This is a genomic window from Bradyrhizobium tropiciagri, from assembly GCF_018130505.1.
GTDB lineage: Bacteria > Pseudomonadota > Alphaproteobacteria > Rhizobiales > Xanthobacteraceae > Bradyrhizobium > Bradyrhizobium tropiciagri_B.
Genome location: NZ_JAFCKH010000009.1, coordinates 341,856 through 365,142, shown reverse-complemented (window position 1 = coordinate 365,142; position 23,287 = coordinate 341,856). Strand labels below are relative to the sequence as shown.

Below are 23,287 nucleotides of genomic sequence, written 5' to 3'. Positions count from 1 at the left end.
TGTTGCCTTTTTAAACCGTGTTGCCGGAAACTGCATGGGTCACGGCTTCGTCGCTTGCGAAAGACCGTCGATTGTGGCCTCTCTGGCCTCATATTTTGATGTTCGCGAGGACGATGATGATGCGCCCGATTGCCCTGATGTTTGCCGCGCTCACCGTGTTGGCCGGCACCGGCCAGGCCCTGGCCGAGAGCACCGATTTCACCGACTTCTTCGGCGGCGGCACCACCTACTCCGGCAGCCGCGCCAGCTCGATCCCGCGCACCACGGTCACCTACCCGACCAACTACGCGCCTGGCACCATCGTGGTGAACACCGCCGAGCGCCGGCTCTATCTGGTGCTGCCGGGCGGCGAGGCGCTGCGCTACGGCATCGGCGTCGGCCGCGACGGCTTCCGCTGGAGCGGCGTGCACCGCATCACCGCGAAGAAGGAATGGCCGTCCTGGACGCCGCCCTCGCAGATGCTGCGCCGCCGCCCGGACCTGCCGCGCCACATGAACGGCGGTATCGAGAACCCGCTCGGCGCCCGCGCGATGTATCTCGGTTCGACGCTCTACCGCATCCACGGCTCGAACGAACCGGAGACGATCGGCCAGGCGGTGTCGTCGGGCTGCTTCCGCATGACCAATGACGACGTCACCGACCTCTACAGCCGGGTCTCGGTCGGCACCACCGTCGTGGTGAAGAACTGATCGTGCCGGTATCGGCGGAACCCCGCACTGCCATGCGGCATGCGCGCTGATGCCCGCTTGAACTGCCGCAGGCCTTGCGGCAGCGTTGTCCGAATGCACCGAAATCATCACTCGATCCTGCTCCTCCTCGCGCTGGCGCTCGCGCCTCTCGCGGACGCCCTCGCGCACGCAGCCGCCGCCGAGGTTCCGGCGATCGCGGCGCGCCAGCGCCACGAGAAGAAGGCCTTCACCGACACCGAGATCGTCGAGGGCTTCCTGAAGACGGCGTTCGGCGCCGAATATCATCTCGCCGGACGGGTCGATCGCATCCGCAAATACGACAGTCCGGTGCGGGTGTTCGCCGACGGCAAGCGCGCCGACCGCAAAGCCCAGCTCGCCAAGGTCGTCGCCGACATTCGCGCCAAGGTGCAGCATCTCGACATCGCGATGACCGAGGACGCTGACGCCGCCAACGTGCAGGTCAAGCTGGTGCACGACCGCGACCTCTATCGCACCATCGCCACCTTCTACGGCCAGGAACGCGCAAAGGAGATCCGCTCCTCGCTCGACCCGCAATGCCTGTCCGGCTTCCGCAAGAACGAGAACTACGAGATCGAGCATTCCGACGTGATCCTGACCGTCGACAATGGCGACTTCGTCTTCCTCGACTGCGCCTATGAGGAGCTGTTGCAGTCGCTCGGCCCGATCAACGACACCGCCACCGTGCCCTGGACCATGTTCAACGACAGCGTCTCGATGGGCTATTTCGACGTCTACGACCAGTACCTGCTCAACATGCTCTACGATCCCCGCATCAAGCCCGGCATGACCGTGCAGGATGTCAAGGCGGTGCTGCCCGAGGTGCTCGCCGACGTCCGCGCCTGGGTGAAGAAGGTGAATCATCTGGAGTGAGGTGGAGCGGCCGTCGCACTTGACGGACGCAAACGCTTGCCACCCAACACGGTGTCATCACCCGGCTTGACCGGTTGATCCAGTATTCCAGAGGCAGTCATTGTTGAGCCGAGAGGCCACGTACCGGATCGCCCGGTCGAGCCGGGCGATGACGGCGGTGGGTGGGGATGCAGCGGCGCGCAACAACGGCTTCTGGAATCGATTACCGGCGCCTTCAAGTTCTAACGCTTCACGCAATAGGACGACCGTGGCTGCACCGCCAACGCGGCCTCCTGCTCGAAATGAATGTAACGGCTGTCGTAGCGCGGACAGGCCAGGGCGGCACCTTGGGCGATGATCGCGCGACTGATGTCGATACCACCGGCTGTGGTGCAATAGCCGACCTCGCGGTCATAGGTCTTCTCCCCGGTCAGGCGACAGGTCAGCAGCCCGGTGACGAGCGTAACCATCACCCGCCGGGCGTTCTCGCCTCGCACCGTCCCCAGCTCGGCGGCATCGACGCCATTGAGGCGTACCTTGATGCCCGCGACGACGACGGTGTCGCCGTCGATCACGCGCGCGGGGCCGCTAACGGTTTTCGTGGTGGTGGGGGTGCTGGGCGCGATGGTGGTACGGAGCACGGGATTCGGGATCGGCCAACGCCGTGCCGGGACTTCGCTGGCGACGTAAATCACCACGGCAGAAAGAACAACAGTCACGGAGAGGCGATTGAAGAAAGCGCTCCGCCCGCCCTCAGCAGGCTGTCCAAGGACACTGTACAGGCGCAGTCCTATGAAGATGGCCAGCGCCGCGAAGATGATGGTGTAAGTATCCAGGTCGTCTTCCGATACACAGGATGATTGGCCCTCAAAGGCACAGCGAATCCGTCCGCCGCCCGGCGTTGAAGCGAGCAAGTGCGGGCTGGAGAAATGTCTCGCAGGTTGCCGAAGCTTCCCGGTCGTTCAGGCGTATCGACGCGGGCTTTAATGTAGATTGGACCCGGCAAAAGTCCTTTGGGATTTGCTGCCATTTACTTGCTCTGCCGGGCCAAAGAAGCGCGGTTGTACGCGCGCCTGCGATCAGCTCGATGCCGTCGGCAGCGACGAGGCCATCATCCTGTGCCCGGCCCATCACAGCCCGCCGACCTCGGTCAGGCCAATCCCCGGCGCGCCCGGCTATGAGGCGGTTGCGACCTGCCTCGCCTCGCCCGAGGCCCCGCGCGAGAACCGAAGGCATGATCGCGGGGCGGCCGGCATGAAGACAACCCCAGCTTGCATTCGGGCCGCACCGTGACCTCAACGCACGGTTCCGGTCGGATATGCGGCCAAAACTGTGCTATAAGCGCGCCGGATGAGCGAGCTTCCCCGTACCCAGGCCCTGCGCTGCTTCATCACGGTCGCCCGTGAGGGCACCGTGTCGCGTGCCGCATCGGTGCTGAAGCTGACGCAGCCGGCGGTGAGCCTGCAATTGAAGGCGCTGGAGGAAAGCACCGGGCTGCAACTGTTCAACCGCACGCCCTCGGGCTTCACGCTGACCGAGGCCGGCGCCGCGCTGCTGCCGCTGGCGCACAAGGCGGTGGCCGCGGCGTCCGACTTCAAGGCGACGGCCGATTCGCTCAAGGAAGCGCAGCGCGGCACGCTGCGCGTCGGCACCATCCTCGATCCCGAATTCACCCGGCTCGGGCCGTTCGTGCGCAGCCTCGCCACTTCGGCGCAGCGCACCGAGGTGTTCCTGCGCCATGGCGTCAGCGACGACGTGCTGGCGCAGGTCGGCCGCGGCGAGCTCGATGTCGGCTATTATGTCGATGCCACGCCGGCGGACCAGCTTGCCCATCACAGCTTTGCCGAGCGCAGTATCGAGGACGGCCGCTTCGTGCTGGCGCCGCTGCTCAGCTACGACTACCGCGTCATCGCGCCGATCGGCTGGAGCGACAAGGTGATGGGCAAGGACTGGGGCGAGCTGGCGCAGCTGCCCTGGCTCGCGACGCCGATGCATTCCGGCCACCGGCGGCTGCTGGACGACATCTTCCGTCCGCTCGGCGCCCTGCCGAAGCGCGTCGCCTTCACCGACCAGGAGGAGGCGATGATCGACTTCGTCGAATCCGGCATCTGCCTCAGCCTGGCGCGCGACGTCGTGCTGGCGCCGCGGCTGGCGCGGCCGCGGCATTTCGTGGTCGCCGACCGGGTCAAGATCACCTGCGACCTCAGCCTCGCCTGCCTCGCCGCCCGCCGCCACGAGCCGGCCATCGCGCAGGCCTTCGCCGCGGTGCGCGCGGTCTGGAACGTCAAGCCGGCAGTCGCCGGCGCCGGTGCCGCGCGGACGCGCAAGGTGGCGAAGAACGTGTAGCTGCCGAGCGGACCGGCGAACTCAGATCGCCGCGCGGCGGGACAACGGTGTTGACCCTAACAGGCATAGCCACCGGCACGCGAAGAGCGTAGCCTGACGCGACACAGCGACCGAGAGTTTGCCGAGAGTCCGCCATGACTTTCGTTGCCTGGATGATCGTTTGGCTGGCGCTGTTCGTCGCCGGACTAGTGCTGGTGTACTGGACCGGCGTTCGCATCGAGCGATCTTCGCCGTCGCTGGCCGTGGTCTATCTCGTCACCTTCGGCGCTGCGGTGCCGATCGCCAGCTGGGTTGCGACCCAGCATATCGTTCGGATCGAGCAGGCGGGCTGCGACGAGCTCGACCCCAGCCTCGACCGGCTGAACGGCGCATCACCAGCGGAATTCCGCACCCGGTGCATCGCCACGCAGGACAATTCGGAATGGCTTGGCCGGCGCAGGCAGGCGCACGGCACGTCGTTCTGAGACGTATGAATCAGATTGAATCAGAGACAGGCCGGATAAAGTTGTCCGGCGATGTCGGCGATCTTCCCGTCGGCGCTCTGACCGACAACGACAAAGTATCGCTCCAGGCACGGACCTGCGTTGCGGCTCCACACCAGCTCAGCTTTGTTCAGTGCGGTTGCGCCTTCGGTCCTGAAGCCAGCATTGGTCATTCGGGAAATCGCGTCCTTCGCGTCGGAGCCCACGGGGAACATTGCGGTGACGAATTGCGCGAACGTCTGACGCGCCTCTTCATAGGTGCGAGGACCTTTCGGCGACATCGCCTTTTCCATGAAGGCCGGATAGGGGTCCAGGGCGCGTCAAGCCGTAAGCGAGAAACAAAACGGGGGCACCTACCCCAACGATGGCGGCGATCCCCAGCAGTATGCTGAAGATGACCAGCATTCGTTTCATCACGCGTCCTCCAGCGTCGGTAGCCACGCCAAGACATCTTACTCCAGCTCTGTGGGCCGGTTGACGAGTCCGGTGACCTTGCCGGTCAAAGCAGCGTGATCTTCGCGGGAAGGCTTACTGCTGAGCGGACAAAGCAGAACCCGGCAACGGCGCGAACTGCATCTCCGCAACCGCGGATCCGGCGTATGCGCTCGCGAGCAGGATCATGATCCGAATAGCAACCAGCATGACGCGTCCCTTTTCTTTTCCCGACTTCACTCCTGAATGCAGCAAACTCCTTGCCAGCGGGTGAGGAAGACTGGTTGCCGAGGCGTTGAATGTGTTGGTAAGCCGCCCGTTTACGCATCCCGTTCACGAAGTGAAAACCGTGTCGGCCGATCGCCCGGCCGGCTAAACACAGGGTTCACCCTGACATGGGCATTGTCGCCGCAATCAAGAAGGCGCAAGCACAATGCCTGTTTTCAGAATTTTTATTTCGGTTGTTGCCGTATTCCTTGCCGGTCTCTATCTGCACGATGCCTGCTTCGGTGACGGCGGCCCGTTTGCGCGTCCGGTCGAGACCGTCGTTGCGCGTCGCTGGCCGGACGCAGACGAATTCCGTCCCACCACGAATGTCGTTGCTGCGGCGCCTGTCGATACGACTCCGGCGGCGCGCGTGCGGGAGACATTCGCGCTGTTCACTCTGAGAGACGCCCGGCGATGCCGGCAGCTCGAACAGCCGTGCGCCTCGTGAGGCGACCGGCAAACGCGTGACGGATCGGCGCGCAGCACGGTGCGTCAGTTCGGCAGGCCGCGCAGAAACTCGATCAGCGCGGTGTTCACCTCCGCGGGACGCTCCTGCTGGGTCCAGTGGCCGCAGCCGGGCAGCATCCTGATGTCGCGCAGCTGCGGCACGACCTGCTTCATGTTGGCGATCAGCTCGGCAGAGCCGGGAAACGCCACGACCATGTCGTGGTCGCCGGCGACGTAGAGCGCAGGCACCTCGACCTTCACGCCCTCGAAGGCGGCCATCAGCTCCCAGTTGCGATCGACATTGCGATAATAGTTGAGCGGACCGCGGAAGCCGCTGCGGGCAAATTCCCCGGCATAGAACTCGAGCTCGGCGTCGCTGAGCCATGACGGCAATGGCGGAGCGACGGGCGGCAGCCAGCCGCCGCCACGCGGCACCATGCCGACGCCGGGCGGTCGCCCGCTGCTTGCGGCCATCGCGCGGATCGCAACGACGCCTTCGCCGGAGCCGCCAAACAACATCGATCGCAAAGTCAGGCGCGGGTCCTTCTCGAACTCGGCTTCGGCCACGCCGGGCTGCTGAAAATAGAGCTGGTAGAACTGGGCCTCCGCCGTTTGCGGCATCAGCGTGGTCGGAGGCACCGGACCGCGCGGCCGGTAGGGAACGCTGAGGCAGGCAACGGCGCGAAAACGATCCGGGCGCAAGCGCGCCGCGTGCCAGGCGATGGCCGCGCCCCAATCGTGGCCGACCACGACCGCGCTCGCCGCCTCGAAGGCGTTCACGACCCCGACGAGATCGCCGATCAAATGGAGCACCGTGTATTGATCGATCGCCTCCGGCCGGTCGCTCTTGCCGTAGCCGCGCATGTCGGGGGCCACGGCATGGAAACCGGCGGCGGCCAGCGCCGCGAGCTGGTGACGCCAGGAGTACCAGCTTTCCGGAAAACCGTGGCAGAGCAGAACCAGTGGGCCCTCGCCCTGCTCGGCGACGTTGAGGGTGATGCCGTTGGTCTTGATGGTCCGCTCGGTCGGTTTGCTCATGGTCTGCTCCGCTCGGGAAACGACAGACGTGGCCTACGCAGCTCGACGTTGACGAAAGCATCGTGCCACGACACCGCAACGACCGCAATGCGGTGTGCCGTCTTGACCATGGTTGCGGACCGCGAGCGGGCCGTCATCAGCTGCAGTCGAAGGTCCCGGCCGAATTGATCGCCTTCTTCGCGACGCTGTGGCTGTGCATCATGTTCTTCGCGAGGAAATCCTTGACGAAGTTCACCGTCTTCGGAGCGACCGTCACCGTGTGGCCGCCGGCTTTGGCTGCACGCCTGAACTTGGCGCCGAGCCCCTGGCTTTCGATTGTCGCCAGCAGGTCGGCCACGTCGTGCGCGCCGATCGCCGTCGGCCGCGCGGTGGCTTTCATGTAGACCGGCGTCAGCGCCTTCATCGCCTTTGCCTTGACGACCTTCTTCGCCTTCTTCTTTGCTGCCTTCTTCGATTTCTTTGCCATGCGAACCTCCCGGCTCAGTTGGTGTTGATGTTGATGACCGGCTTGAACACCTGTTGCGTGAGCACCTGATTGACCGCGATCGCCGCGGCGGTCTCGGCGGAACTGGTCGACTTCGGCGGGAACAGCAGCGGCCCGAGCGGCCCGGGAGCAAAGATCTCGGATCGTAGCCCGGCCACCTGGGCGAGGCTCGCCTTGTCCTGCAGCGCGAGACCGATCGTGACCGTGTGGGTGTCGGTGCGCGCCGCCTTGAGACCGATCGAGGCATCCACAAAGGTCCTGACCGGCGCGAAGGTGACCTTCGGGGTCGCCCCCAGGCTGACCGTCGTGACGAACTGGAGCTGATCGACCATCGTCGGCGGCCCCTTCGAGGCCGCGGTGTTCGGATTGCTCGGGCTGGTCGGCGGCGGTCCCAACCCGCCGAACAGCGTCAGGTTGACGAAGTCGCCGATCATGCGGTCGATGCCGACCTTGCCAGCGACCGGATAGATGTAATTCTCGCCCTTGATATAGCCGCTGCAATAATCGTTGTTGTTGGCGGGATCGTCGGGGATGTTGTTGATCAGGAACTCGAACGTGTCGGTGACGGTAAAGGTCCGCAGGTTCTGACGCGTGCGGTCCGCCTGTCCGTTCACCGGCGAAGAGAACGTGTTCTTGCCGCTGAAAGTAAGGAGATTGGTGGTGGGATCGACGTTGTTGGTCTCCAGCGCCTGGAGCTGGAAATTGTAGGCAATGCCGGTTGCCGCGAACAGCTGGACGTAGCGGCGCACCTCGCCCGTGAACAGCTTGTAGCTGAGCTGGTGCACCGGCCGCAGGCCTTCCCTGAACTGGTTGCCGATTTCCCTGGCCTGCGGATCGAGGTTCTTCGGACCCGTCAGCCAGTTGATGGCATAGTCGAACACCGCCTGTCTTGCCTCGCAGCGGATTTGCCGGACGATGTTGTAGGTCGAGACCCCCGTGACATCCTCGGGCAGCGGATGGATTGCGCAGCCGGTCGTCGTGACCAATAGCGCGATTGGCGCTGCCCACAGCGCGCGAAACATTGTTTGCCCCCAAAATCTACAGTTAGAAATATTTCCAGAATACAGCGTATGGTAGCACGCGCGCCGTGCGTGTAAATATCTGTTTGGGCTATCGATGGGTCGCGATGGCCCACCGCGCGGGGCAGGGCGGGCATCAGCGCGCGGGAGATTGGGCCGCGGGCACCGCCGCTGCACCTGATGTCCCCAATCCGTGGGACAGACGCCACCAGCGCAATCAATATGATGCGGGATCGACCAGCCGTCGGCTATCATCGGCCGCACGGCAAACAAGAGTTTTCGGGAGGATCTGCAATGAAGCTGGCGATGGCCGGACTTTGGATATTCGCGGGCGTGGCCCTGATCGCCTCACCGGCACGGGCCGACATCAAGGTCGGCGTCGTGGTGTCGGGATCTGGCCCGGGTTCGGCGCTCGGCCAGCCGCAGATGCGGGCGATCGCGGCGCTGCCGAAGGAGATCGGCGGCGAGAAGGTCACCTACATCGCGCTCGACGACGAGTCCGACCCGACCAAGGGCACCCAGAACGCCCGCCGCCTCGTGATCCAGGACGGCGTCGACATCCTGATCGGCTCCTCGCTGACGCCGGTGACGATGCCGATGCTCGACGTCGCCTTCGAATCCAAGACGCCGATCATCTCGCTGGCGGCGGCGACCGCGATCGTGCAGCCGATGGACGACAAGCGGCGCTGGGCGTTCAAGGTGGTGCCCAATGACGATCTGATGGCGTCGGCGATCCTGAAATACATCGCAAAGTCCGGGATCAAGACGCTGGGCTATATCGGCGTCTCGGACGGCTATGGCGAGGGCTACTACAAGGAAGTCTCCAAGATCGCGCCCGGCCTCGGCATCACCGTAACGACACACGAGGTCTACGCACGCGCCGACACCAGCGCGATGGGCCAGGCGCTGAAGGTGATCGCGACCAATCCGGAGGCGGTGTTCATCGCCTCGGCCGGCACGCCCGCGGTGCTGCCGCAGGAGGCGCTGCGCGGGCGCGGCTATCAGGGCAAGATCTTCCAGACCCACGGCGTCGCGTCGGAGGAATTCATCAAGCTCGGCGGCAAGAATGTCGAGGGCGCGGTGTTCACCGGCGAGGCATTTACCATCGCCGACGATCTGCCGGCGAACGATCCGTTCCGGCAGGCGCGCGACGAACTGGTCTCGGCCTATGAGAAGGTCAACGGTTCGAAGCCGAACATCTTCGCCGCGCATCTGTGGGATGCCGTGACGCTGTTCAAGCGCGCGGTTCCGAACGCGCTGAAAGCGGCCAAGCCCGGCACACCGGAATTCCGCGCCGCGCTGCGCGACGAACTGGAACGCGGCAAGGACGTCTATCTCAACAACGGCCTGTCGACGATGAGCCCGACCGACCACAACGGATATGACGAGCGCTCCGCGTTCCTGATCAAGGTGGAGGGAGGTAAATTCCGCTTGGTGAAGTAGCACGCGTGCACGCGCAGGTTCCTGCAACCACGTCATCAAGCTTTCACCGATTGTCTCAATCTGCATCATCGTGCGCGGCGATTTCATCGCCGCGCAGCGGTTCCCTGCACGCGGTCAAACTCTCTCCCGATTTCCTGCAAATCCCTGCCATCTACCCAAAGTAGATTCACTCCCGGTGAAGCGTGTCGATCGAACGTCTCGCGAAGATTGTGCAGGCGTCAGGCGCGCTTCCGACAATGAACCGGGAGTTACGTCATGCAGCATCTGCCGAACGACAGCTACGACCTCACGCTTGACCAATTTGGCCAAATCGAGACCGTGTACGGAGATCCCGGTTTTCCGGCATCCACTGATACCGCAGGCGGCAACGACACCGTGACGGCCACGGTCACCGCGCTCAACACCCGATTGACGATCTTCGGCGATGATCACACGATGCTGCTTGGTCACTCCCAGGGCGGGAACGACTCCCTGTACGCCGACATCGGTGGCGGCTGGAACAATGCCGTCGTGGTCGGCGATACGCAATCGATGATCGACGATGCCAAGGGCGGCAACGATACCATCGTCGCAGACGCCCACGGCACCGTCTACACCACGGTATCGGCCTTCGGCGATGTCGCGGCCGACATGTCGGGCAATGCGCACGGCGGCAATGACGACATCACGGGCTCGATCGGATGGCGCGGCGGCGCCAATTTGTTCGCGGGCGATGCCGGCGGTTCCATGATCGACACCTCGCATGGCGGCAACGACACGCTCGATGTCAGCGTGCTCACGACGGACGGCGCGGCAACCGTCAGCGGTGATGCCATCGGTTCCCTCAGGGGCATTGCGCAAGGCGGCGACGACAATCTGACTGTCACCCTGGACGGCAGCGGCCCCGTATCCGGCGCAAGGCTGTCGGGCGATTCGTCGACGTCCCTGATGGATCTCACCCAAGGCGGCGATGATGTGCTGACCGTCAAGATCGACGGCCAGGGCACGGACTCGATCTCGCAGATGTACGGCGATGCGCCGATCATGGAAGGCAACTCCCATGGCGGCAACGATATCCTGACCGGCGGCGCGGGTCGGGACTTCATGTATGGCGATGCGTGGACCTATAAGCCGGCGTCGGCCGGCTCGATCACCGGCGGTATCGATACGCTGGACGGCGGCGCCGGCAACGACCAGATGTGGGGCGGAGGAAACAGCGACTTCTTCGTCTTCGACGCCGGTTCCGGCAACGACACGATCAACGACTTCGACCAGGGCAACAAGGCCGTCGGCAGCACCGCGATGGAACACGACCTGATCGACGTGCAGAACTACGGCTTTGCGGACTGGACGGCGCTGTCGAAGCTGATCAGCGACAATAGCGCCGGCGATGCCGTGATCCATCTCTCCGCGAACGACTCCATCACGCTGGACGGAGTTCACGCGGCCAACCTGCATCAAACCGACTTCATCATCTAGGAAAGTCGCTCGGAGGCGGCGATGTCGCGCCCACAACTCGCGGGGCGACATCGCGGTTGCCGCCGCGCGACGACGAGTTCCGCCGCGCTGCTGCCAATCACATCGCGATCAAACTCTGTCCCGAATTCCAGCAAACCTCTGCCATCGACGCAAACTAGATTCGTCTCCGTGAAGCGTGGTCACAACGCGTCGCGCAACAATTTGCCGGCGTCAGGCCCGCATCCGACAATGAACTGGGAGTTACGCTATGCAACATCTGCCGAATGACACCATCGACGTCCTGCTCGATCAGTTTGGTCAAATCGAAACCCTCTACGGAGATCCGAACTTTCCGACCACCACCGACGCCTGGGGCGGCAACGACACCGTGACTGCAACCCTTCGCCAGCCCGAGGCAGGAGTCACGATCTTCGGCGACGACAACACGACGCTGCACGGCCAGTCCCACGGCGGCAACGATACGCTCACGGTCAACTTCAACTACGGCTGGAACAACGCCGTCGTGGTCGGTGATGCCCAGGCGATGACCGACAGCGCCAGGGGCGGCAACGACACGATCCATACCGAGGACCACTCGATGTACACCACCGTGCATGCGTTCGGCGACGTCGCCGGCGACATGTCCGGCGATTCGCACGGCGGCAGTGACACCATCACCGGCGCGGTGGGCTGGCGAGGCTACGACAATCTGTACGCCGGCGATGCCGGTGGTGCCATGAGCGGCACCGCGCACGGCGGCAATGACACGCTCGACATCAGCCTGAACACCCGGGAGGGCTCGGCGACAGCGAGTGGCGACGCCATCGGTTCGATCGGCGGCGATGCGCATGGCGGCGATGACCACCTCGCCCTGACCATGAGCGGCGAGAACGTCTTCTCCGGCGCCTCGATGTCGGGAGATTCCTCGACGTCCCTGACCGACAATGCCAAGGGCGGCGATGACGTTCTCAGCGTCAAGATCAGCACCGACTACACCGACGATGCGACGGACGTGCTGTACGGTGATGCGCCGACCATGTCCGGCAATGCCCATGGCGGCAACGACATCCTCACCGGCGGCGCGGCAACCGACCGCCTGTTTGGCGATGCGGCGAGCTACAACCCGGCGACGCCGGGCTCGATCACCGGCGGCAAGGACATCCTCAACGGCGGCGCCGGCAATGACCAGCTCAATGGCGGGGCCAACAGCGATACGTTCGTGTTCAACACCGGCTCCGGCAACGACCTGATCACCGACTTCGATCAGGGCAACAAGGCTGTCGGCAGCACCGCGACCGAGCACGACATGATCAACGTGCACGACTATGGCTTCGCGGACTGGACGGCGCTGTCGAGCCTGATCAGCGACAATGCCGCCGGCGATGCCGTGGTTCATCTGTCGGCCAACGACACCATCACGCTGGATGGGGTGCACGCGGCGAACTTGCATCAGACCGATTTCATCATCTGAGCACGTCAAGAAGCGGGCGTAGCTGCCGCCGCATACACGATGTCGTCCCCCGCGAAAGCGGGGGACCCGGTACGCCGCGGCCTTTCGGTCGATCACTGCTGTCTCTGGAATACTGGATCGCCCGGTCGAGCCGGGCGATGACAGCGGAGTTTGGGGCGGGCCTCCGTGGCACACGCGAGGCGGCACACCGCTGTTACAGCTTCTCCGCCCCTGCCCCGCAAATGCCCTTCAGCGCGCGCCACTCGGCCGCCGACAACAGCGGCGCGCCGGACAGCGTGTTGCCGGCGTCGGCCTTGCCCATGTGCGCGAGGCGGTCCTCGGACAGCGGATGGCTGGAGACGATCGACAGCCCCTTGCCGCCTTCCTTGCCGGTGACACGGACCATCAGTTCGCCCATCGGCTTGGCCGGGCGGCCGAGCCGGTGCATGGTCTCGATCGCAAAACTGTCGGCGTTGGTTTCGGCATCGCGCGAATAGGACGACGTCACCAGCGTGCGCGAGGCGAAGATCAGCGCACCGGAACCGGTGATGTCGCCGAACAGCAGCCCGATCAGGAACGAGGTGCCGCCATTGTGGATCAGTTCGCGCATGCTGTCGCGGTGGCGGAGATGGCCGAGCTCGTGGGCCAGCACGCCGGCGACCTCGTCGGCGCTTTCGGCCTTGGCCAGCAGCCCGTCGAACAGATAGACCTTGCCGCCCGGCAGCGCGAAGGCGTTCGGGATCGGCGTCGCCAGCACGCCCGATTGCACCGAATTGTCGAGCCCGGCGGACTGCCGGAGCGCGCCGACCATTTTTTCGAACGCAGCCTGTCCGGCGGCATTGTCGCAGCGCTTGGCGCTGAAGATCACCTTGACCTGCGCCTCGGCGACATCGCCGAGCCGCCGCTCGAAGCTGTCCGGCACCAGCGGCGTCAGCCGGTCGGCAGCGAGCGGCACGCCGAACAGCACCACGAGCACGATCGACACCGCCGCCGCCAGCGACCAGCCGACGATCGCGGCGACGCCCTTGCGGCCCGGCAGATTTTCGTCGAGCTGCCGGCAAAGCGTAACGACCTTCGCGGCAAGCGTGTCGTCGCGGATCTCGAGCCGCGCCAGATTAGGCGCGGTCAGGCAGCTCAGCCGCAGCAGGCCGGCCGGGCTGTCGGCACGGCGGATGTCGGCATAGGCCCAGCGCGCCAGCCGCTGGCCGTCCTCCCTGATCTCAAGCGCGTCCGACAGTTTGAGCGCGACCACGCGCCGCCGGTTCGACGTACCGTCGAAATAGATAGCCGACGCGCCGGGTGCGGGAGATGCGGCAGCGGCGGCGTCGCCGTCCAATGTCATGGTTCTAGAAGCCTCCGACGTCGAGACCGTCGGCAAAGCCTTCGCCGAGCGCATTGGCAAGCTCGCCGCGCGCGCTGACATTGGCGGCCGCCGCGATGTTGTGCACGATGGTGGTCGACAGCACGCGGACCCAGAGATCGCGCAGCAGGTAGATTCGCATCACCACATTCATCGCCAGCGCGAAGGCGAGATAGCCGATGCCGAGCAGCACCAGCAGCGGAATGCTCTTGGCGAACGCCTCGGTCTTGAAGAAGTCCTCGATCGAGGAGCCATCCATGCTCGCGACCAGCAGCGTACAGAGCACGACATAGGCAGCGAACACGATGCCGAGCAGCATCGTCCAGCCGATCACCTTCCAGTACAGCCCGATCAGCGCGCTCCGGCGCAGGGTGGATTCCAGCCGGACCTCGCCGAAGCGGATGCCCGACAGCCACCAGCGCCACTCGATCGCCTTGAACGCAGCCCAGACGAACGGAATGAAGATCGTGCTGTACAGCGCGAACGGCGTCAGCAGCCACAGCCACCAGCCACGCTTGAAGAACTCCCAGCCACGGCCCTCGAACGAGCCTTGAAGGTCGCCGTAGTAGGAATGGCGCATCTTGTAGCGCTCAAGCGCGGCCTCGCGCCACGGTAGCGCCAGGCCGAACGTCGCCAGAACCAGCAGCCCCCATAGCGAGGCCTTCAGCGCATAGACCCAGCCCGAGCCGCTCATCCAGAAGCGCACGCCGCGCCACACCGTGCGCGTCAGGCGATAGCGCCGGGCGCGGTAGATCGCGAACTGGCCGAACATGTAGAAGAAGGCAACCAGCGGGATCGAGGCGAACGCCCGGACATGCTCCGCCTCGATGCCAACAAGGAAATAGCCCAGATAGATCGGCACCAGGATCGCCAGCGCGACCAGAAAGCCGATCAGGAGTTCCTTGCCGCGACCGGTATATTCCGGCGCGTCGCCGTCGATATGGGTGTTCGACCAGAGATGACGGCGGATATCGGTGGCGAGCCAGAAGCGGTAAAAACCCACTGTCACGAGTTCGAGCCCGGCGCCGCGGGCCACCAGATGGAAGAACTCCTTCCGGTTCCCGGAGAACGCCACCGGCATCGGCGGCGGAACCGGCGGCTGCGGCGGCTGCGGCGGCCCCAGCGGGGTCCAGCTCATGTCATTCACGACGTCGCTCCAGGACGGGACAATCTCTGCGCATCAAAAGCACAGATTTGTCGCTGCGAGTGTGATCCAGGTTTCAAACGACGTCGAGAGCGCGGCACGGTTTTTGGCCGGATGCGGTTGGCTTGGATTAACGGGGTGTTGCGCCGATTCGGCAGCATCGCAGGCGGACTTCCAAATGCGAAGAACAACCCCATGCAAAGTAGCCGGCGGCCGCCGGCGGTCGACATGGCGGGCGGTGGATGTGGCCGATTGCCATATGCGATTGCCGGCTCGAACACCGTTTCAAACAGCCACCCCGCCCGTCCGCCGCCACGAAAGGTCCGGAATCGGCCGCTTTGTCCGGCTACCGATGCGGCCAAATGCGCGAGGTGGGCTCTTGCGCGAACCGCGGAATGGGAATGTAATTCGCTAAAACATCGGCCGGCCACGCCCCGGCCGCGAAAACGGTTGAGGAGCCGCACATGCACGGGACCATCGATCTCGGCAAAGACACCGATCTGGACGCCGCACGCGAGCGCGCCAACACGCTTGCGCTTACCGATTACGATCCCGGCGATCCCGAATTGTTCAAGTCGGATACGTTCTGGCCCTACTTCGACCGGCTGCGCCGCGAAGACCCCGTGCACTATTGCAAGGATTCGATGTTCGGGCCGTACTGGTCGGTTACCCGGTACAACGACATCATGGACATCGAGACCAACCACTCGGTGTTCTCATCCGCCGCGTCGCTCGGCGGCATCACCATCCGCGACGTGCCGCCGGACCTGCGCCGCGAGAGTTTCATCGCGATGGACCAGCCGCGGCATTCGGCGCAGCGCAAGACCGTGGCGCCGATGTTCACGCCGACGCACCTCGACGATCTCGCCGTCAACATCCGCAAGCGCTCGACCGAATGCCTCGACAACCTGCCGCGCGGCGAGGTGTTCGACTGGGTCGACAAGGTCTCGATCGAACTGACCACGCAGATGCTCGCAGTGCTGTTCGACTTCCCCTGGGAAGACCGCCGCAAGCTGACGCGCTGGTCCGACGTCGCCACCACCCTGCCCGGCGCCGGCGGCCTCGTCGCCACCGAGGACGAGCGTCAGGCCGAGCTAATGGAATGCGCGAGCTATTTCGCGAGGCTGTGGAAGGAACGCTCGAGCCAGCCGCCGAAGAGCGATCTGCTGTCGATGATGGCGCACAGCGACGCGACGCGGAACATGGACCCGAAGAACTTCCTCGGCAACCTGATCCTGCTGATCGTCGGCGGCAACGACACCACCCGCAACACGCTGTCCGGCAGCATCTACGCGCTGAGCAAGCATCCGGAACAGTATCGCAAGCTGAAGGCAAACCCGGCGCTGATCGACTCCTTCGTGCCGGAAGTGATCCGCTGGCAGACGCCACTCGCCCACATGCGGCGCACGGCGCTGGCCGACTACGAGTTCCGCGGGCGCCAGATCAAGAAGGGTGACAAGGTCGTGATGTGGTACGTCTCGGGCAACCGCGACGAGGAGGCGATCGAGCGGCCCTACGAATTCGACATCGAGCGCGCCCGGCCGCGCACTCATATCTCTTTCGGCTTCGGCATCCACCGCTGCGTCGGCCTCCGCCTCGCCGAGTTGCAGCTCAAGATCATCTGGGAAGAGATCCTCAAGCGCTTCGACACCATCGAGGTGGTGGAAGAGCCGCAACGGGTGTATTCAAGCTTCATCAAGGGCTACGAGACGCTGCCGGTCCGCATTGCCGCCTGACGCCTCACGAGCCAACCGGGATCAAGAACCATGAACGTCCAGACCGCAATCCGTGCCGACCGGGCCGAGCAGCTGCGCCAGGCGCGCGAGGAGGCCTACGCGACGCCGCTGAAGGATTTCCATCCGGGCGCGCCGAGGCTGTTCCGCGACGACACGCTGTGGCCGTGGTTCGAGCGGCTGCGCAAGGAAGAGCCGGTGCATTACTGCACCAACTCGCCGATCGAACCCTATTGGTCGGTCGTGAAGTACAACGACATCATGCATGTCGACACCAGCCACGGCATCTTCTCCTCGGACTCCACGCTCGGCGGCATCTCGATCCGAGACGTGCCGCCCGGCTACGACTATCCGAGCTTCATCGCGATGGACCAGCCGCGGCACGCCCATCAGCGCAAGACCGTCTCGCCGATGTTCACGCCGACGCATCTCGACGAGCTCGCCAAGCTGATCCGGCAGCGCTCGCAGAGCGTGCTCGACAATCTGCCGCGCAACGAGACCTTCAACTTCGTCGAGCGCGTCTCGATCGAGTTGACCACGCAGATGCTGGCGACGCTGTTCGACTTCCCCTGGGAAGAGCGGCGCAAGCTGACGCGCTGGTCCGACGTCTCGACCGCGCTGCCGAAGAGCGGCGTCGTCGATTCGCCGGAGCAGCGGCGGCAGGAAATGGACGAGTGCTACGCCTATTTCTCGCAGCTCTGGAACGAGCGCGTCAACTCGACGCCGCGCAACGACCTGCTGTCGATGATGGCGCATAGCGACGCCACGCGGCACATGGATCCCGACAATCTGATGGGCAACATCATCCTCTTGATCGTCGGCGGCAACGACACCACGCGCAACACCATGAGCGGCTCGGTGCTGGCGCTGCACGAGCATCCCGAGCAGTTTGCCAAGCTGAAGGCGAATCCGGCGCTGATCGACACCATGGTGCCCGAGGTGATCCGCTGGCAGACCCCGCTGGCGCATATGCGGCGCACCGCGCTGCAGGACACCGAGATCGGCGGCAAGACGATCCGCAAGGGCGACCGCGTCGTGATGTGGTACGTCTCGGGCAACCGCGACGACGAGGTGATCGAGCGTCCCGACGAGTTCATCATCGATCGCGCCCGGCCGCGCATCCATCTGTCGTTCGGCTTCGGCATCCACCGCTGCGTCGGCATGCGCCTCGCCGAGCTGCAGCTTCGCATCGTCTGGGAAGAGATGCTGAAGCGCTTCGACCGCATCGAGGTGGTCGGCGAGCCGAAGCGGGTCTACTCCAGCTTCGTCCGTGGCATCGAGAACCTGCCGGTGCGGATCCCGGGCTGACGCCAGCGTCGAACTTGCCGCGCATGAGCGGCGGGATTCAGAATTGAAAAGGAACGACCGAGACGGATATCTTGCCGTCCGGCTCCTGCTGGACCGTGAACTCAATCTCCTTCGACGCTTTCGCATCTCCAACACTCGCCGAAATCCCGCCGCTACAGTGCAGCGTGCGCTTGTCCGCGCTCGTCGACGTCGTGACGATCCTCTCACCGAGCTGGTAGAGCGGCTTGCTGTTCTCCGGATTCGGCTTCGCTGTCGATTCCTTGGCGGCGTAATTGACCAGCGGATTGCGATGGTCGTCCGCGACCTTCTGCAGCACCGCATTCCGTGTCTCGATGGAGTCGCACGCGACCTTGTCGCCGCCGCAACCGCCGAGCAGAAGCAGCAACGGAAAGCTCAGAACGGCAAGCGATCGATTGGAAAAATACGGCATTCAATGTGCTTTGCGTGATTAATGACAACCGACAACCAAGCCGGCGAAGCATGGTTCCAACGAGGCTTCCCGGTGCGAGCTCACTTGGCCATTCCGCGGATCACAGGAAGACCGCGAACAATCCGAATGCCGTAGTCGTAGCAGGCAATGTCGGCCGGAGGCCTGTCGCGCTCCAAGATCACGAGCGGCTGGTGGCATCGGCACTTGACGTCTGGCTTGATCTGCCCGGCCTTATCGATCTGACACCACTCACGGCGGTCAGGAAATGCCGCCCAGGCCGCGCCATCATTGAAACTACTCACGGCGTCAAATTGCGGCGCGATCACGAACTTTCCTGCTGGATCGACAAATCCCCATTTACCGGTCCCGTCGTCGAGCTTTGCCGCGAGCCCCTCGGACCACGGCAGCCGTGGCGTAAGACGCCTGGTCAAGACGTCAGGATTGCGCGCCAGTTCGGCGATCAGAGATTTGTCGAGCGTCCTGTAGCCTTCCTCGAATTCGATGCTGTACTCGCCGGCGCCGCTGGTAACGATGCCTCTCGCCAGCTTGAGTGGCCCGAGCAGAAACGATCCGTCCTCCCCGATGACAGCCCATTGTCCCTTCTCGCTGATCGTCGCGATCCCGTCGTGAAACGCATTCGCCCGATCGAAATAGCGTCCGGCCAAAAGCGTGCCATCCGTCAGGATGAAGCCCCATTTGACATCGTGCTTGACGATGGAAGGTGCATTGCACGCCAGTTCAACGTACTCGAACGCCGTATCGGGCGCCGGCCGGTCGTCAGCCGCCATGATGGTCCAGTGTCCCCGCGCGAAATCGAGATGACGGCCGTCCGGGCACTTCGGATGATCGGTGCCGAGCAATCGGGTGCCGGCCTGATCGGTATAAAGCGGCTTGCCGTCGACGACAGCGCCGAGCTTGCCGTCCAAACTCGAGGGCCGAGCAGCCTCATCCGAAAGTATGTTTCCGTCACGGTCGATCCGTCCCTCACGTCCGGCCAGCCGATAGGGCGCCCAGCCGTCACGAAAATAGCCGAGCCAGTCGAATTTCAGCGGGACGACGATTTCGCCCTTGCCATCGACGGCGCCCCACTGTTTGCCACGACTGACAATGGCGCGATCCTGCCCACGCTGGATCTTCTGCACCTGGTCGAATCGGTCGTCGTTGACCGGCACCCCCTTCAAATCCATCAACTGCCACCGGGCATCCGTGTGCGCAGGATTCGCCGCCCAGAACAGCCCATTCGGATCGTCCGAGAGCAACTGCACCTGCGCGAATACCGGTCGGACGATCCAGCTGCCGCCGCTGGCGACGATGCCCCATCGCTTGCCATACGCATGAGGAGTTAGATATGAACTCGGCCACTCGAGCCGTCGGCGCGAATCGACGTAAAACGGCTCCGCAACGAGGAACGCATCCAGCGAGAGACGGATGATCGCGCCATATTCCGCCGGCACGATCGATTGGCCGTTCTCGTCGATCACGCCCATCCGATTTCCAACAACGACCAGTGCCAAGCTATGATCGAGGCTGCTCATCTGATCGTAGGCCGGGTCAATCACGAAACGACCCGTCGCGTCGATTGCGCCATATTTTCCGGCGCTGCGAACCAGCGCCCGGTCGGCGACGAAGCGGTCGGCCCATTCAAATTGAGGAGCGACGACCGTGTTGCCGTTGCGATCGATGTAACCGCATCGAGCCCCCTCAAACCTGCATGTGGGGATCAGCGCGTCGCCCTTCTTTCGCGCCAGGCTTTCCAGCAGATCGGCCTGCCCCTCCGAACCGACGGTGCGAGGCAGGCCCGCGGCGGATTGTCCGAACGCGTCTTGCGCCGCTGCAAGCATGATGACGGCGCCGGCGAGCAGACGAAAGCATGAATTCAAGGCCGAGCTCCCTTGCCATGCGCGAGATGCGACGAGCACAACTTCAGGTAATGTAGCGCATCTCCGGCCGTCGAGCCGGTTGTTCCGGCGCATTGCTGAATCGTCGGTTACCGCTAACTATGAACAAATGTGATAGATCACTCCGGGCGGTAAGCGCCGTCGCTTCAACGCTTGGACAATACCATGAACCGGAAAGAACGACGTGCGGCCGAGAAGCAACGCGGCGCCTCCGCGGGCGGGGCGAACGCGCCCGCCTTCGCGGCCGGCATCGGCATCGCCGACCTCGCCGCCGAGGCAAGCCGGCTGCGTGCGATGGGACGCTTCAGTGAAGCGCAAGCGGTTTGCCGCGACATCCTCGCGCGCGAGCCCGATCATGTGCCGAGCCTGAACCTGCTCGGCTTGATGGCGCAGGCCTCGGGCGATCATCGGGGCGCGGTGAAGATGTTCACCAGGGCGATCGCTGCGGACGAGGTGAACGCCGCGTGCCATTACAATGCCGGCAATTCGCACCAGGCGCTCGGCAATCGCGGCAAGGCGGTCGCGCATTTCAGCAGGGCGCTGGCGCTCGGCATGGAAGGGAAGGCCGTCGGCTTCATCCTGCAGAGCCCTGTTATCGCCGCGTATGTCGAGCGGATCGCCCGGAAGTGGCCGCTGGCGGTTGCCGGCGCCGAGCTGTTCGGCAATGAAGGTCTCGCGCCGCTTGCGAAGGACCTCTTTCTGCGCTGTGCGATGGAGGCAACGACGCTGGCGAGCGTGCAGCTCGAAGTGCTGCTGGGATATGCGCGCGCCGAGCTGCTGCGGCTCGCCACTGAGCCGGGCAAGGCCGGTGGCGAGACTGGCGACGACGTCCTCGCCTTTGCCTGCGCCCTCGCCCGGCAGTGTTTCATCGGCGAATATGCCCTTGCGGAGAGCGAGGCTGAATGCGGACATGCGACCGCCCTGCGCGATCGGTTGCTGCAAGATCTTGCGTCGGGGACCGCGATCGCTCCGCTCGCGCTGGCCGTCGTTGCGGCGTATGTCCCGCTTCACACGCTGTCGATGGCGGACACGCTGCTGCGGCGGGACTGGCCCGCGGCCGTCGCCGGCCTGTTGCAGGTGCAGCTCCGCGAGCCGATCGAGGAAGCGAACGATCGCAGCGCGATCGCGGCGCTCACCCCGGTCAAGGACGGCGTCTCGCTCGAAGTGATGCGCCAGTATCAGGAAAATCCCTATCCGCGCTGGACCATCAATCCGCTCACCGCCTTCGCGGCCGATCAGGCGCGCGGCAAGGTCGTGCCGTCGGCGGAACGGCAGGCCGCATTGGACATCCTGATCGCGGGCTGCGGCACCGGCTCGCACGCGGTCCAGATCGCACAGGTCTATCCGAACGCCCGCCTGCTCGCGGTCGACATCAGCCTGACCAGCCTTGCCTATGCGCGACGCAAGACGCGGGAGCTCGGCCTGCGCAACATCGAATATGCGCAGGCGGATATTCTGGAGCTCGGCACGCTCGGCCGCAGCTTCGATCACATCGAGTCGGTCGGCGTGCTGCATCACCTTGCCGAGCCGACCAACGGCTGGCGCGTGCTGGTCTCGCTGCTGCGGCCGGGCGGCAAGATGCGGATCGGGCTCTACAGCGAACTGGCGCGCCGCGTCATCGTGGAGGCGCGCGCGCGCATCGCGGCGCGCGGCTATCGCACCACCGCCGAGGACATCAGGCGGTGCCGCCAGGACATGATCCGCGAGCCGCAGCAATGGCAGGCGCTGATCGGCGCGCGGGATTTCTACAGCATGAGCGGCTGCCGCGACCTGCTGTTCAACGTCATGGAGCACCGCTTCACGATCCCCGCGATCGCGGCATTCCTGAACGACAACGGCCTGTCGTTCCTCGGCTTCGAGCCGTTCGACGACCCGGCGGTGATCGACACGTTTCGCCGCCAGTTTGCGGACGCGGCCGACGAGACCAACCTCGATCAGTGGCACCGTTTCGAGGAACGCCATCCGGCGACGTTCTGGGACATGTACGTCTTCATGGCGGGCAAGAATGCCGACTGACGCGCCTACTCGATCACTTCATCCGCGCCGCTGATGACCGAAGCCGAGAACTCGCGGCCGAGCAGCTTGGCAGTCTTCAAATTGATGACGAGCTCGACCTTGGTGACCAGTTGCACCGGCAGATCGGCCGGCTTCTCGCCCTTGAGCACCCGTCCGGCGTAGATGCCGGCGCGCCGATGCGACTGCACGAAGTCCCCGCCATAGCTCATCAAGCCGCCGGCGATCGGGAAGTCGCGGGTCTGCGTGATGGCCGGCAGGCCGTATTTGATGGCGAGGTCGGCGAGGCGCCGGCTGCGAAATGCAAAATAGGGATCGGAGGTGAAGACGATCCCGTTGGCCGCCTCGCCGGCGACCGTCGAGAACACGGATTCGAATTCCTCTTCCTTGCTTGCGTTCAGCACCCGCAGCTGGACACCGAGAGTTTCGGCGGCAGAGTGCAGCTTCTGCACCTGCGAATTGGCGGTCGGGCTGGTCGGGTTGACGGCAACCGCCAGCGTGGTCGCGGCCGGCAGCAGCTCGTGCATCAGTTCAAGCCGCTTCGGCGACACGTCGACGCTCAGGCTCGACACGCCGGTGATGTTGGCGCCCGGCCGCGGCAGGCTGTCGACGACGCCGAGCTGAACCGGGTCGCCCCCCATCTCGAAGATGATCGTGCTTGTGGTGCCGGTGCCCTTCACGGCGAGCGCAACCGGCGCGCCGCCGGGTGCGACCACGACATCGACGTTGCGCGCGACCAGTTCGGCGGCCAGGGCAGGCAGCCGCGCATATTGCCCGTGGGCCCATTCATATTCGATCGCGACGTTGCGGCCTTCGACGAAGCCGGCTTCGCGCAGCCCCTGGTGGAAGGCGCGTAGCCGGCTGCCGAACAGCTCAGGCGATTCCGGGCAGAGATAGCCGATGACCGGCATCGACGGCTTCTGCGCACGCGCAGACGTGGTCCAGGCCGCGGCGGCGGACATCAGCATGAGGACGTCGCGGCGCCTCATGCGTCCGC

Annotated in this window: 21 protein-coding genes; 11 read left to right on the top strand and 10 right to left on the bottom strand. The window is 64.6% G+C overall.

The window, feature by feature from the left end:
- Positions 1-116 precede the first annotated feature (116 nt).
- Positions 117-689 carry a L,D-transpeptidase gene (locus JQ633_RS24170; RefSeq protein ID WP_211987621.1) on the top strand — a complete coding sequence of 191 codons (573 nt, stop codon included), beginning with the start codon at positions 117-119 and terminating at the stop codon, positions 687-689.
- Positions 690-782: 93 nt separating this feature from the next.
- Positions 783-1,580, top strand: a complete 798-nt coding sequence (locus JQ633_RS24165) for a DUF2927 domain-containing protein (RefSeq protein ID WP_211987561.1) — start codon at positions 783-785, stop codon at positions 1,578-1,580.
- 221 nt (positions 1,581-1,801) lie between these two features.
- Here JQ633_RS24165 and JQ633_RS24160 read toward each other — a convergent pair whose 3' ends face one another.
- Entirely contained in the window at positions 1,802-2,473 is a 672-nt protein-coding gene (locus tag JQ633_RS24160; RefSeq protein WP_211987560.1) for a thermonuclease family protein, read from the bottom strand.
- Positions 2,474-2,909: 436 nt separating this feature from the next.
- Here JQ633_RS24160 and JQ633_RS24155 point away from each other — a divergent pair, with 436 nt between their 5' ends.
- Positions 2,910-3,905 (top strand): LysR family transcriptional regulator, encoded by a 996-nt coding sequence (locus JQ633_RS24155; protein WP_211987559.1) that lies wholly within the window; start codon positions 2,910-2,912, stop codon positions 3,903-3,905.
- A 134-nt stretch (positions 3,906-4,039) separates the two neighbouring features.
- Positions 4,040-4,369, top strand: coding sequence for a hypothetical protein (locus JQ633_RS24150; RefSeq protein ID WP_211987558.1), 330 nt, complete (start codon positions 4,040-4,042; stop codon positions 4,367-4,369).
- Positions 4,370-4,389: 20 nt separating this feature from the next.
- On the opposite strand, the gene JQ633_RS24145 is transcribed toward JQ633_RS24150, so the two are convergent.
- A complete protein-coding gene (locus JQ633_RS24145; RefSeq protein WP_211987557.1) occupies positions 4,390-4,680 on the bottom strand; it encodes a hypothetical protein in 291 nt (96 codons plus the stop codon).
- A 572-nt stretch (positions 4,681-5,252) separates the two neighbouring features.
- Here JQ633_RS24145 and JQ633_RS24140 point away from each other — a divergent pair.
- Positions 5,253-5,534: a hypothetical protein gene (locus JQ633_RS24140; protein WP_211987556.1), complete on the top strand. Its 282-nt coding sequence runs from the start codon at positions 5,253-5,255 to the stop codon at positions 5,532-5,534.
- 44 nt (positions 5,535-5,578) lie between these two features.
- Here the strand turns inward: JQ633_RS24140 and JQ633_RS24135 are convergent, their stop codons facing one another.
- The 3 genes from JQ633_RS24135 to JQ633_RS24125 all read right to left on the bottom strand — a co-directional run bounded on the left by JQ633_RS24135 (position 5,579) and on the right by JQ633_RS24125 (position 8,077).
- Positions 5,579-6,571: an alpha/beta fold hydrolase gene (locus JQ633_RS24135; protein ID WP_211987555.1), complete on the bottom strand. Its 993-nt coding sequence runs from the start codon at positions 6,569-6,571 to the stop codon at positions 5,579-5,581.
- 136 nt (positions 6,572-6,707) lie between these two features.
- Positions 6,708-7,037 carry a hypothetical protein gene (locus tag JQ633_RS24130; RefSeq protein WP_211987554.1) on the bottom strand — a complete coding sequence of 110 codons (330 nt, stop codon included), beginning with the start codon at positions 7,035-7,037 and terminating at the stop codon, positions 6,708-6,710.
- A 14-nt stretch (positions 7,038-7,051) separates the two neighbouring features.
- Positions 7,052-8,077 carry a hypothetical protein gene (locus JQ633_RS24125; protein WP_211987553.1) on the bottom strand — a complete coding sequence of 342 codons (1,026 nt, stop codon included), beginning with the start codon at positions 8,075-8,077 and terminating at the stop codon, positions 7,052-7,054.
- A gap of 291 nt (positions 8,078-8,368) precedes the next feature.
- Between JQ633_RS24125 and JQ633_RS24120 the strand changes: the two genes are divergently transcribed.
- From JQ633_RS24120 to JQ633_RS24110, 3 genes are all read left to right on the top strand, one after another.
- Complete coding sequence (locus JQ633_RS24120) at positions 8,369-9,517, top strand: ABC transporter substrate-binding protein (RefSeq protein ID WP_211987552.1); 1,149 nt, start codon at positions 8,369-8,371, stop codon at positions 9,515-9,517.
- A 255-nt stretch (positions 9,518-9,772) separates the two neighbouring features.
- Positions 9,773-10,975: a calcium-binding protein gene (locus JQ633_RS24115; RefSeq protein ID WP_211987551.1), complete on the top strand. Its 1,203-nt coding sequence runs from the start codon at positions 9,773-9,775 to the stop codon at positions 10,973-10,975.
- Positions 10,976-11,222: 247 nt separating this feature from the next.
- Positions 11,223-12,425 carry a calcium-binding protein gene (locus JQ633_RS24110; RefSeq protein ID WP_211987550.1) on the top strand — a complete coding sequence of 401 codons (1,203 nt, stop codon included), beginning with the start codon at positions 11,223-11,225 and terminating at the stop codon, positions 12,423-12,425.
- A 193-nt stretch (positions 12,426-12,618) separates the two neighbouring features.
- Here the strand turns inward: JQ633_RS24110 and JQ633_RS24105 are convergent, their stop codons facing one another.
- Both JQ633_RS24105 and JQ633_RS24100 read right to left on the bottom strand, forming a co-directional pair.
- Positions 12,619-13,746: a M48 family metallopeptidase gene (locus tag JQ633_RS24105; RefSeq protein ID WP_211987549.1), complete on the bottom strand. Its 1,128-nt coding sequence runs from the start codon at positions 13,744-13,746 to the stop codon at positions 12,619-12,621.
- 4 nt (positions 13,747-13,750) lie between these two features.
- The gene (locus tag JQ633_RS24100; protein ID WP_211987620.1) at positions 13,751-14,902 is read right to left on the bottom strand and encodes a DUF898 family protein; all 1,152 of its coding nucleotides are present in this window, start codon (positions 14,900-14,902) and stop codon (positions 13,751-13,753) included.
- 470 nt (positions 14,903-15,372) lie between these two features.
- Between JQ633_RS24100 and JQ633_RS24095 the strand changes: the two genes are divergently transcribed.
- The gene (locus JQ633_RS24095) at positions 15,373-16,644 is read left to right on the top strand and encodes a cytochrome P450 (RefSeq protein WP_211987548.1); all 1,272 of its coding nucleotides are present in this window, start codon (positions 15,373-15,375) and stop codon (positions 16,642-16,644) included.
- 30 nt (positions 16,645-16,674) lie between these two features.
- Positions 16,675-17,949: a cytochrome P450 gene (locus JQ633_RS24090; protein WP_211987547.1), complete on the top strand. Its 1,275-nt coding sequence runs from the start codon at positions 16,675-16,677 to the stop codon at positions 17,947-17,949.
- 37 nt (positions 17,950-17,986) lie between these two features.
- On the opposite strand, the gene JQ633_RS24085 is transcribed toward JQ633_RS24090, so the two are convergent.
- Together JQ633_RS24085 and JQ633_RS24080 are read right to left on the bottom strand one after the other, a co-directional pair.
- On the bottom strand, positions 17,987-18,334 hold the full coding sequence (locus tag JQ633_RS24085) for a hypothetical protein (protein ID WP_211987546.1): 348 nt from the start codon (positions 18,332-18,334) through the stop codon (positions 17,987-17,989).
- Between the two features lie 125 nt (positions 18,335-18,459).
- Positions 18,460-20,259, bottom strand: a complete 1,800-nt coding sequence (locus JQ633_RS24080) for a WG repeat-containing protein (RefSeq protein WP_211987545.1) — start codon at positions 20,257-20,259, stop codon at positions 18,460-18,462.
- Positions 20,260-20,442: 183 nt separating this feature from the next.
- On the opposite strand from JQ633_RS24080, the gene JQ633_RS24075 reads away from it, so the two are divergent.
- Positions 20,443-22,293, top strand: a complete 1,851-nt coding sequence (locus JQ633_RS24075) for a class I SAM-dependent methyltransferase (RefSeq protein ID WP_211987544.1) — start codon at positions 20,443-20,445, stop codon at positions 22,291-22,293.
- Between the two features lie 5 nt (positions 22,294-22,298).
- Here JQ633_RS24075 and JQ633_RS24070 read toward each other — a convergent pair whose 3' ends face one another.
- A complete protein-coding gene (locus JQ633_RS24070) occupies positions 22,299-23,258 on the bottom strand; it encodes an ABC transporter substrate-binding protein (RefSeq protein ID WP_249159588.1) in 960 nt (319 codons plus the stop codon).
- Positions 23,259-23,287 lie beyond the last annotated feature (29 nt).

Excerpts from the sequence above, each read along its gene's own strand:
- JQ633_RS24170 (WP_211987621.1), top strand. The coding sequence starts at position 117 with ATGATGCGCCCGATTGCCCTGATGTTTGCCGCGCTCACCGTGTTGGCC.
- JQ633_RS24165 (WP_211987561.1), top strand. The coding sequence starts at position 783 with ATGCACCGAAATCATCACTCGATCCTGCTCCTCCTCGCGCTGGCGCTC.
- JQ633_RS24155 (WP_211987559.1), top strand. The coding sequence starts at position 2,910 with ATGAGCGAGCTTCCCCGTACCCAGGCCCTGCGCTGCTTCATCACGGTC.
- JQ633_RS24150 (WP_211987558.1), top strand. The coding sequence starts at position 4,040 with ATGACTTTCGTTGCCTGGATGATCGTTTGGCTGGCGCTGTTCGTCGCC.
- JQ633_RS24145 (WP_211987557.1), bottom strand. The coding sequence starts at position 4,680 with ATGGAAAAGGCGATGTCGCCGAAAGGTCCTCGCACCTATGAAGAGGCG.
- JQ633_RS24140 (WP_211987556.1), top strand. The coding sequence starts at position 5,253 with ATGCCTGTTTTCAGAATTTTTATTTCGGTTGTTGCCGTATTCCTTGCC.
- JQ633_RS24135 (WP_211987555.1), bottom strand. The coding sequence starts at position 6,571 with ATGAGCAAACCGACCGAGCGGACCATCAAGACCAACGGCATCACCCTC.
- JQ633_RS24130 (WP_211987554.1), bottom strand. The coding sequence starts at position 7,037 with ATGGCAAAGAAATCGAAGAAGGCAGCAAAGAAGAAGGCGAAGAAGGTC.
- JQ633_RS24125 (WP_211987553.1), bottom strand. The coding sequence starts at position 8,077 with ATGTTTCGCGCGCTGTGGGCAGCGCCAATCGCGCTATTGGTCACGACG.
- JQ633_RS24120 (WP_211987552.1), top strand. The coding sequence starts at position 8,369 with ATGAAGCTGGCGATGGCCGGACTTTGGATATTCGCGGGCGTGGCCCTG.
- JQ633_RS24115 (WP_211987551.1), top strand. The coding sequence starts at position 9,773 with ATGCAGCATCTGCCGAACGACAGCTACGACCTCACGCTTGACCAATTT.
- JQ633_RS24110 (WP_211987550.1), top strand. The coding sequence starts at position 11,223 with ATGCAACATCTGCCGAATGACACCATCGACGTCCTGCTCGATCAGTTT.
- JQ633_RS24105 (WP_211987549.1), bottom strand. The coding sequence starts at position 13,746 with ATGACATTGGACGGCGACGCCGCCGCTGCCGCATCTCCCGCACCCGGC.
- JQ633_RS24100 (WP_211987620.1), bottom strand. The coding sequence starts at position 14,902 with ATGAGCTGGACCCCGCTGGGGCCGCCGCAGCCGCCGCAGCCGCCGGTT.
- JQ633_RS24095 (WP_211987548.1), top strand. The coding sequence starts at position 15,373 with ATGCACGGGACCATCGATCTCGGCAAAGACACCGATCTGGACGCCGCA.
- JQ633_RS24090 (WP_211987547.1), top strand. The coding sequence starts at position 16,675 with ATGAACGTCCAGACCGCAATCCGTGCCGACCGGGCCGAGCAGCTGCGC.
- JQ633_RS24075 (WP_211987544.1), top strand. The coding sequence starts at position 20,443 with ATGAACCGGAAAGAACGACGTGCGGCCGAGAAGCAACGCGGCGCCTCC.
- JQ633_RS24070 (WP_249159588.1), bottom strand. The coding sequence starts at position 23,258 with ATGCTGATGTCCGCCGCCGCGGCCTGGACCACGTCTGCGCGTGCGCAG.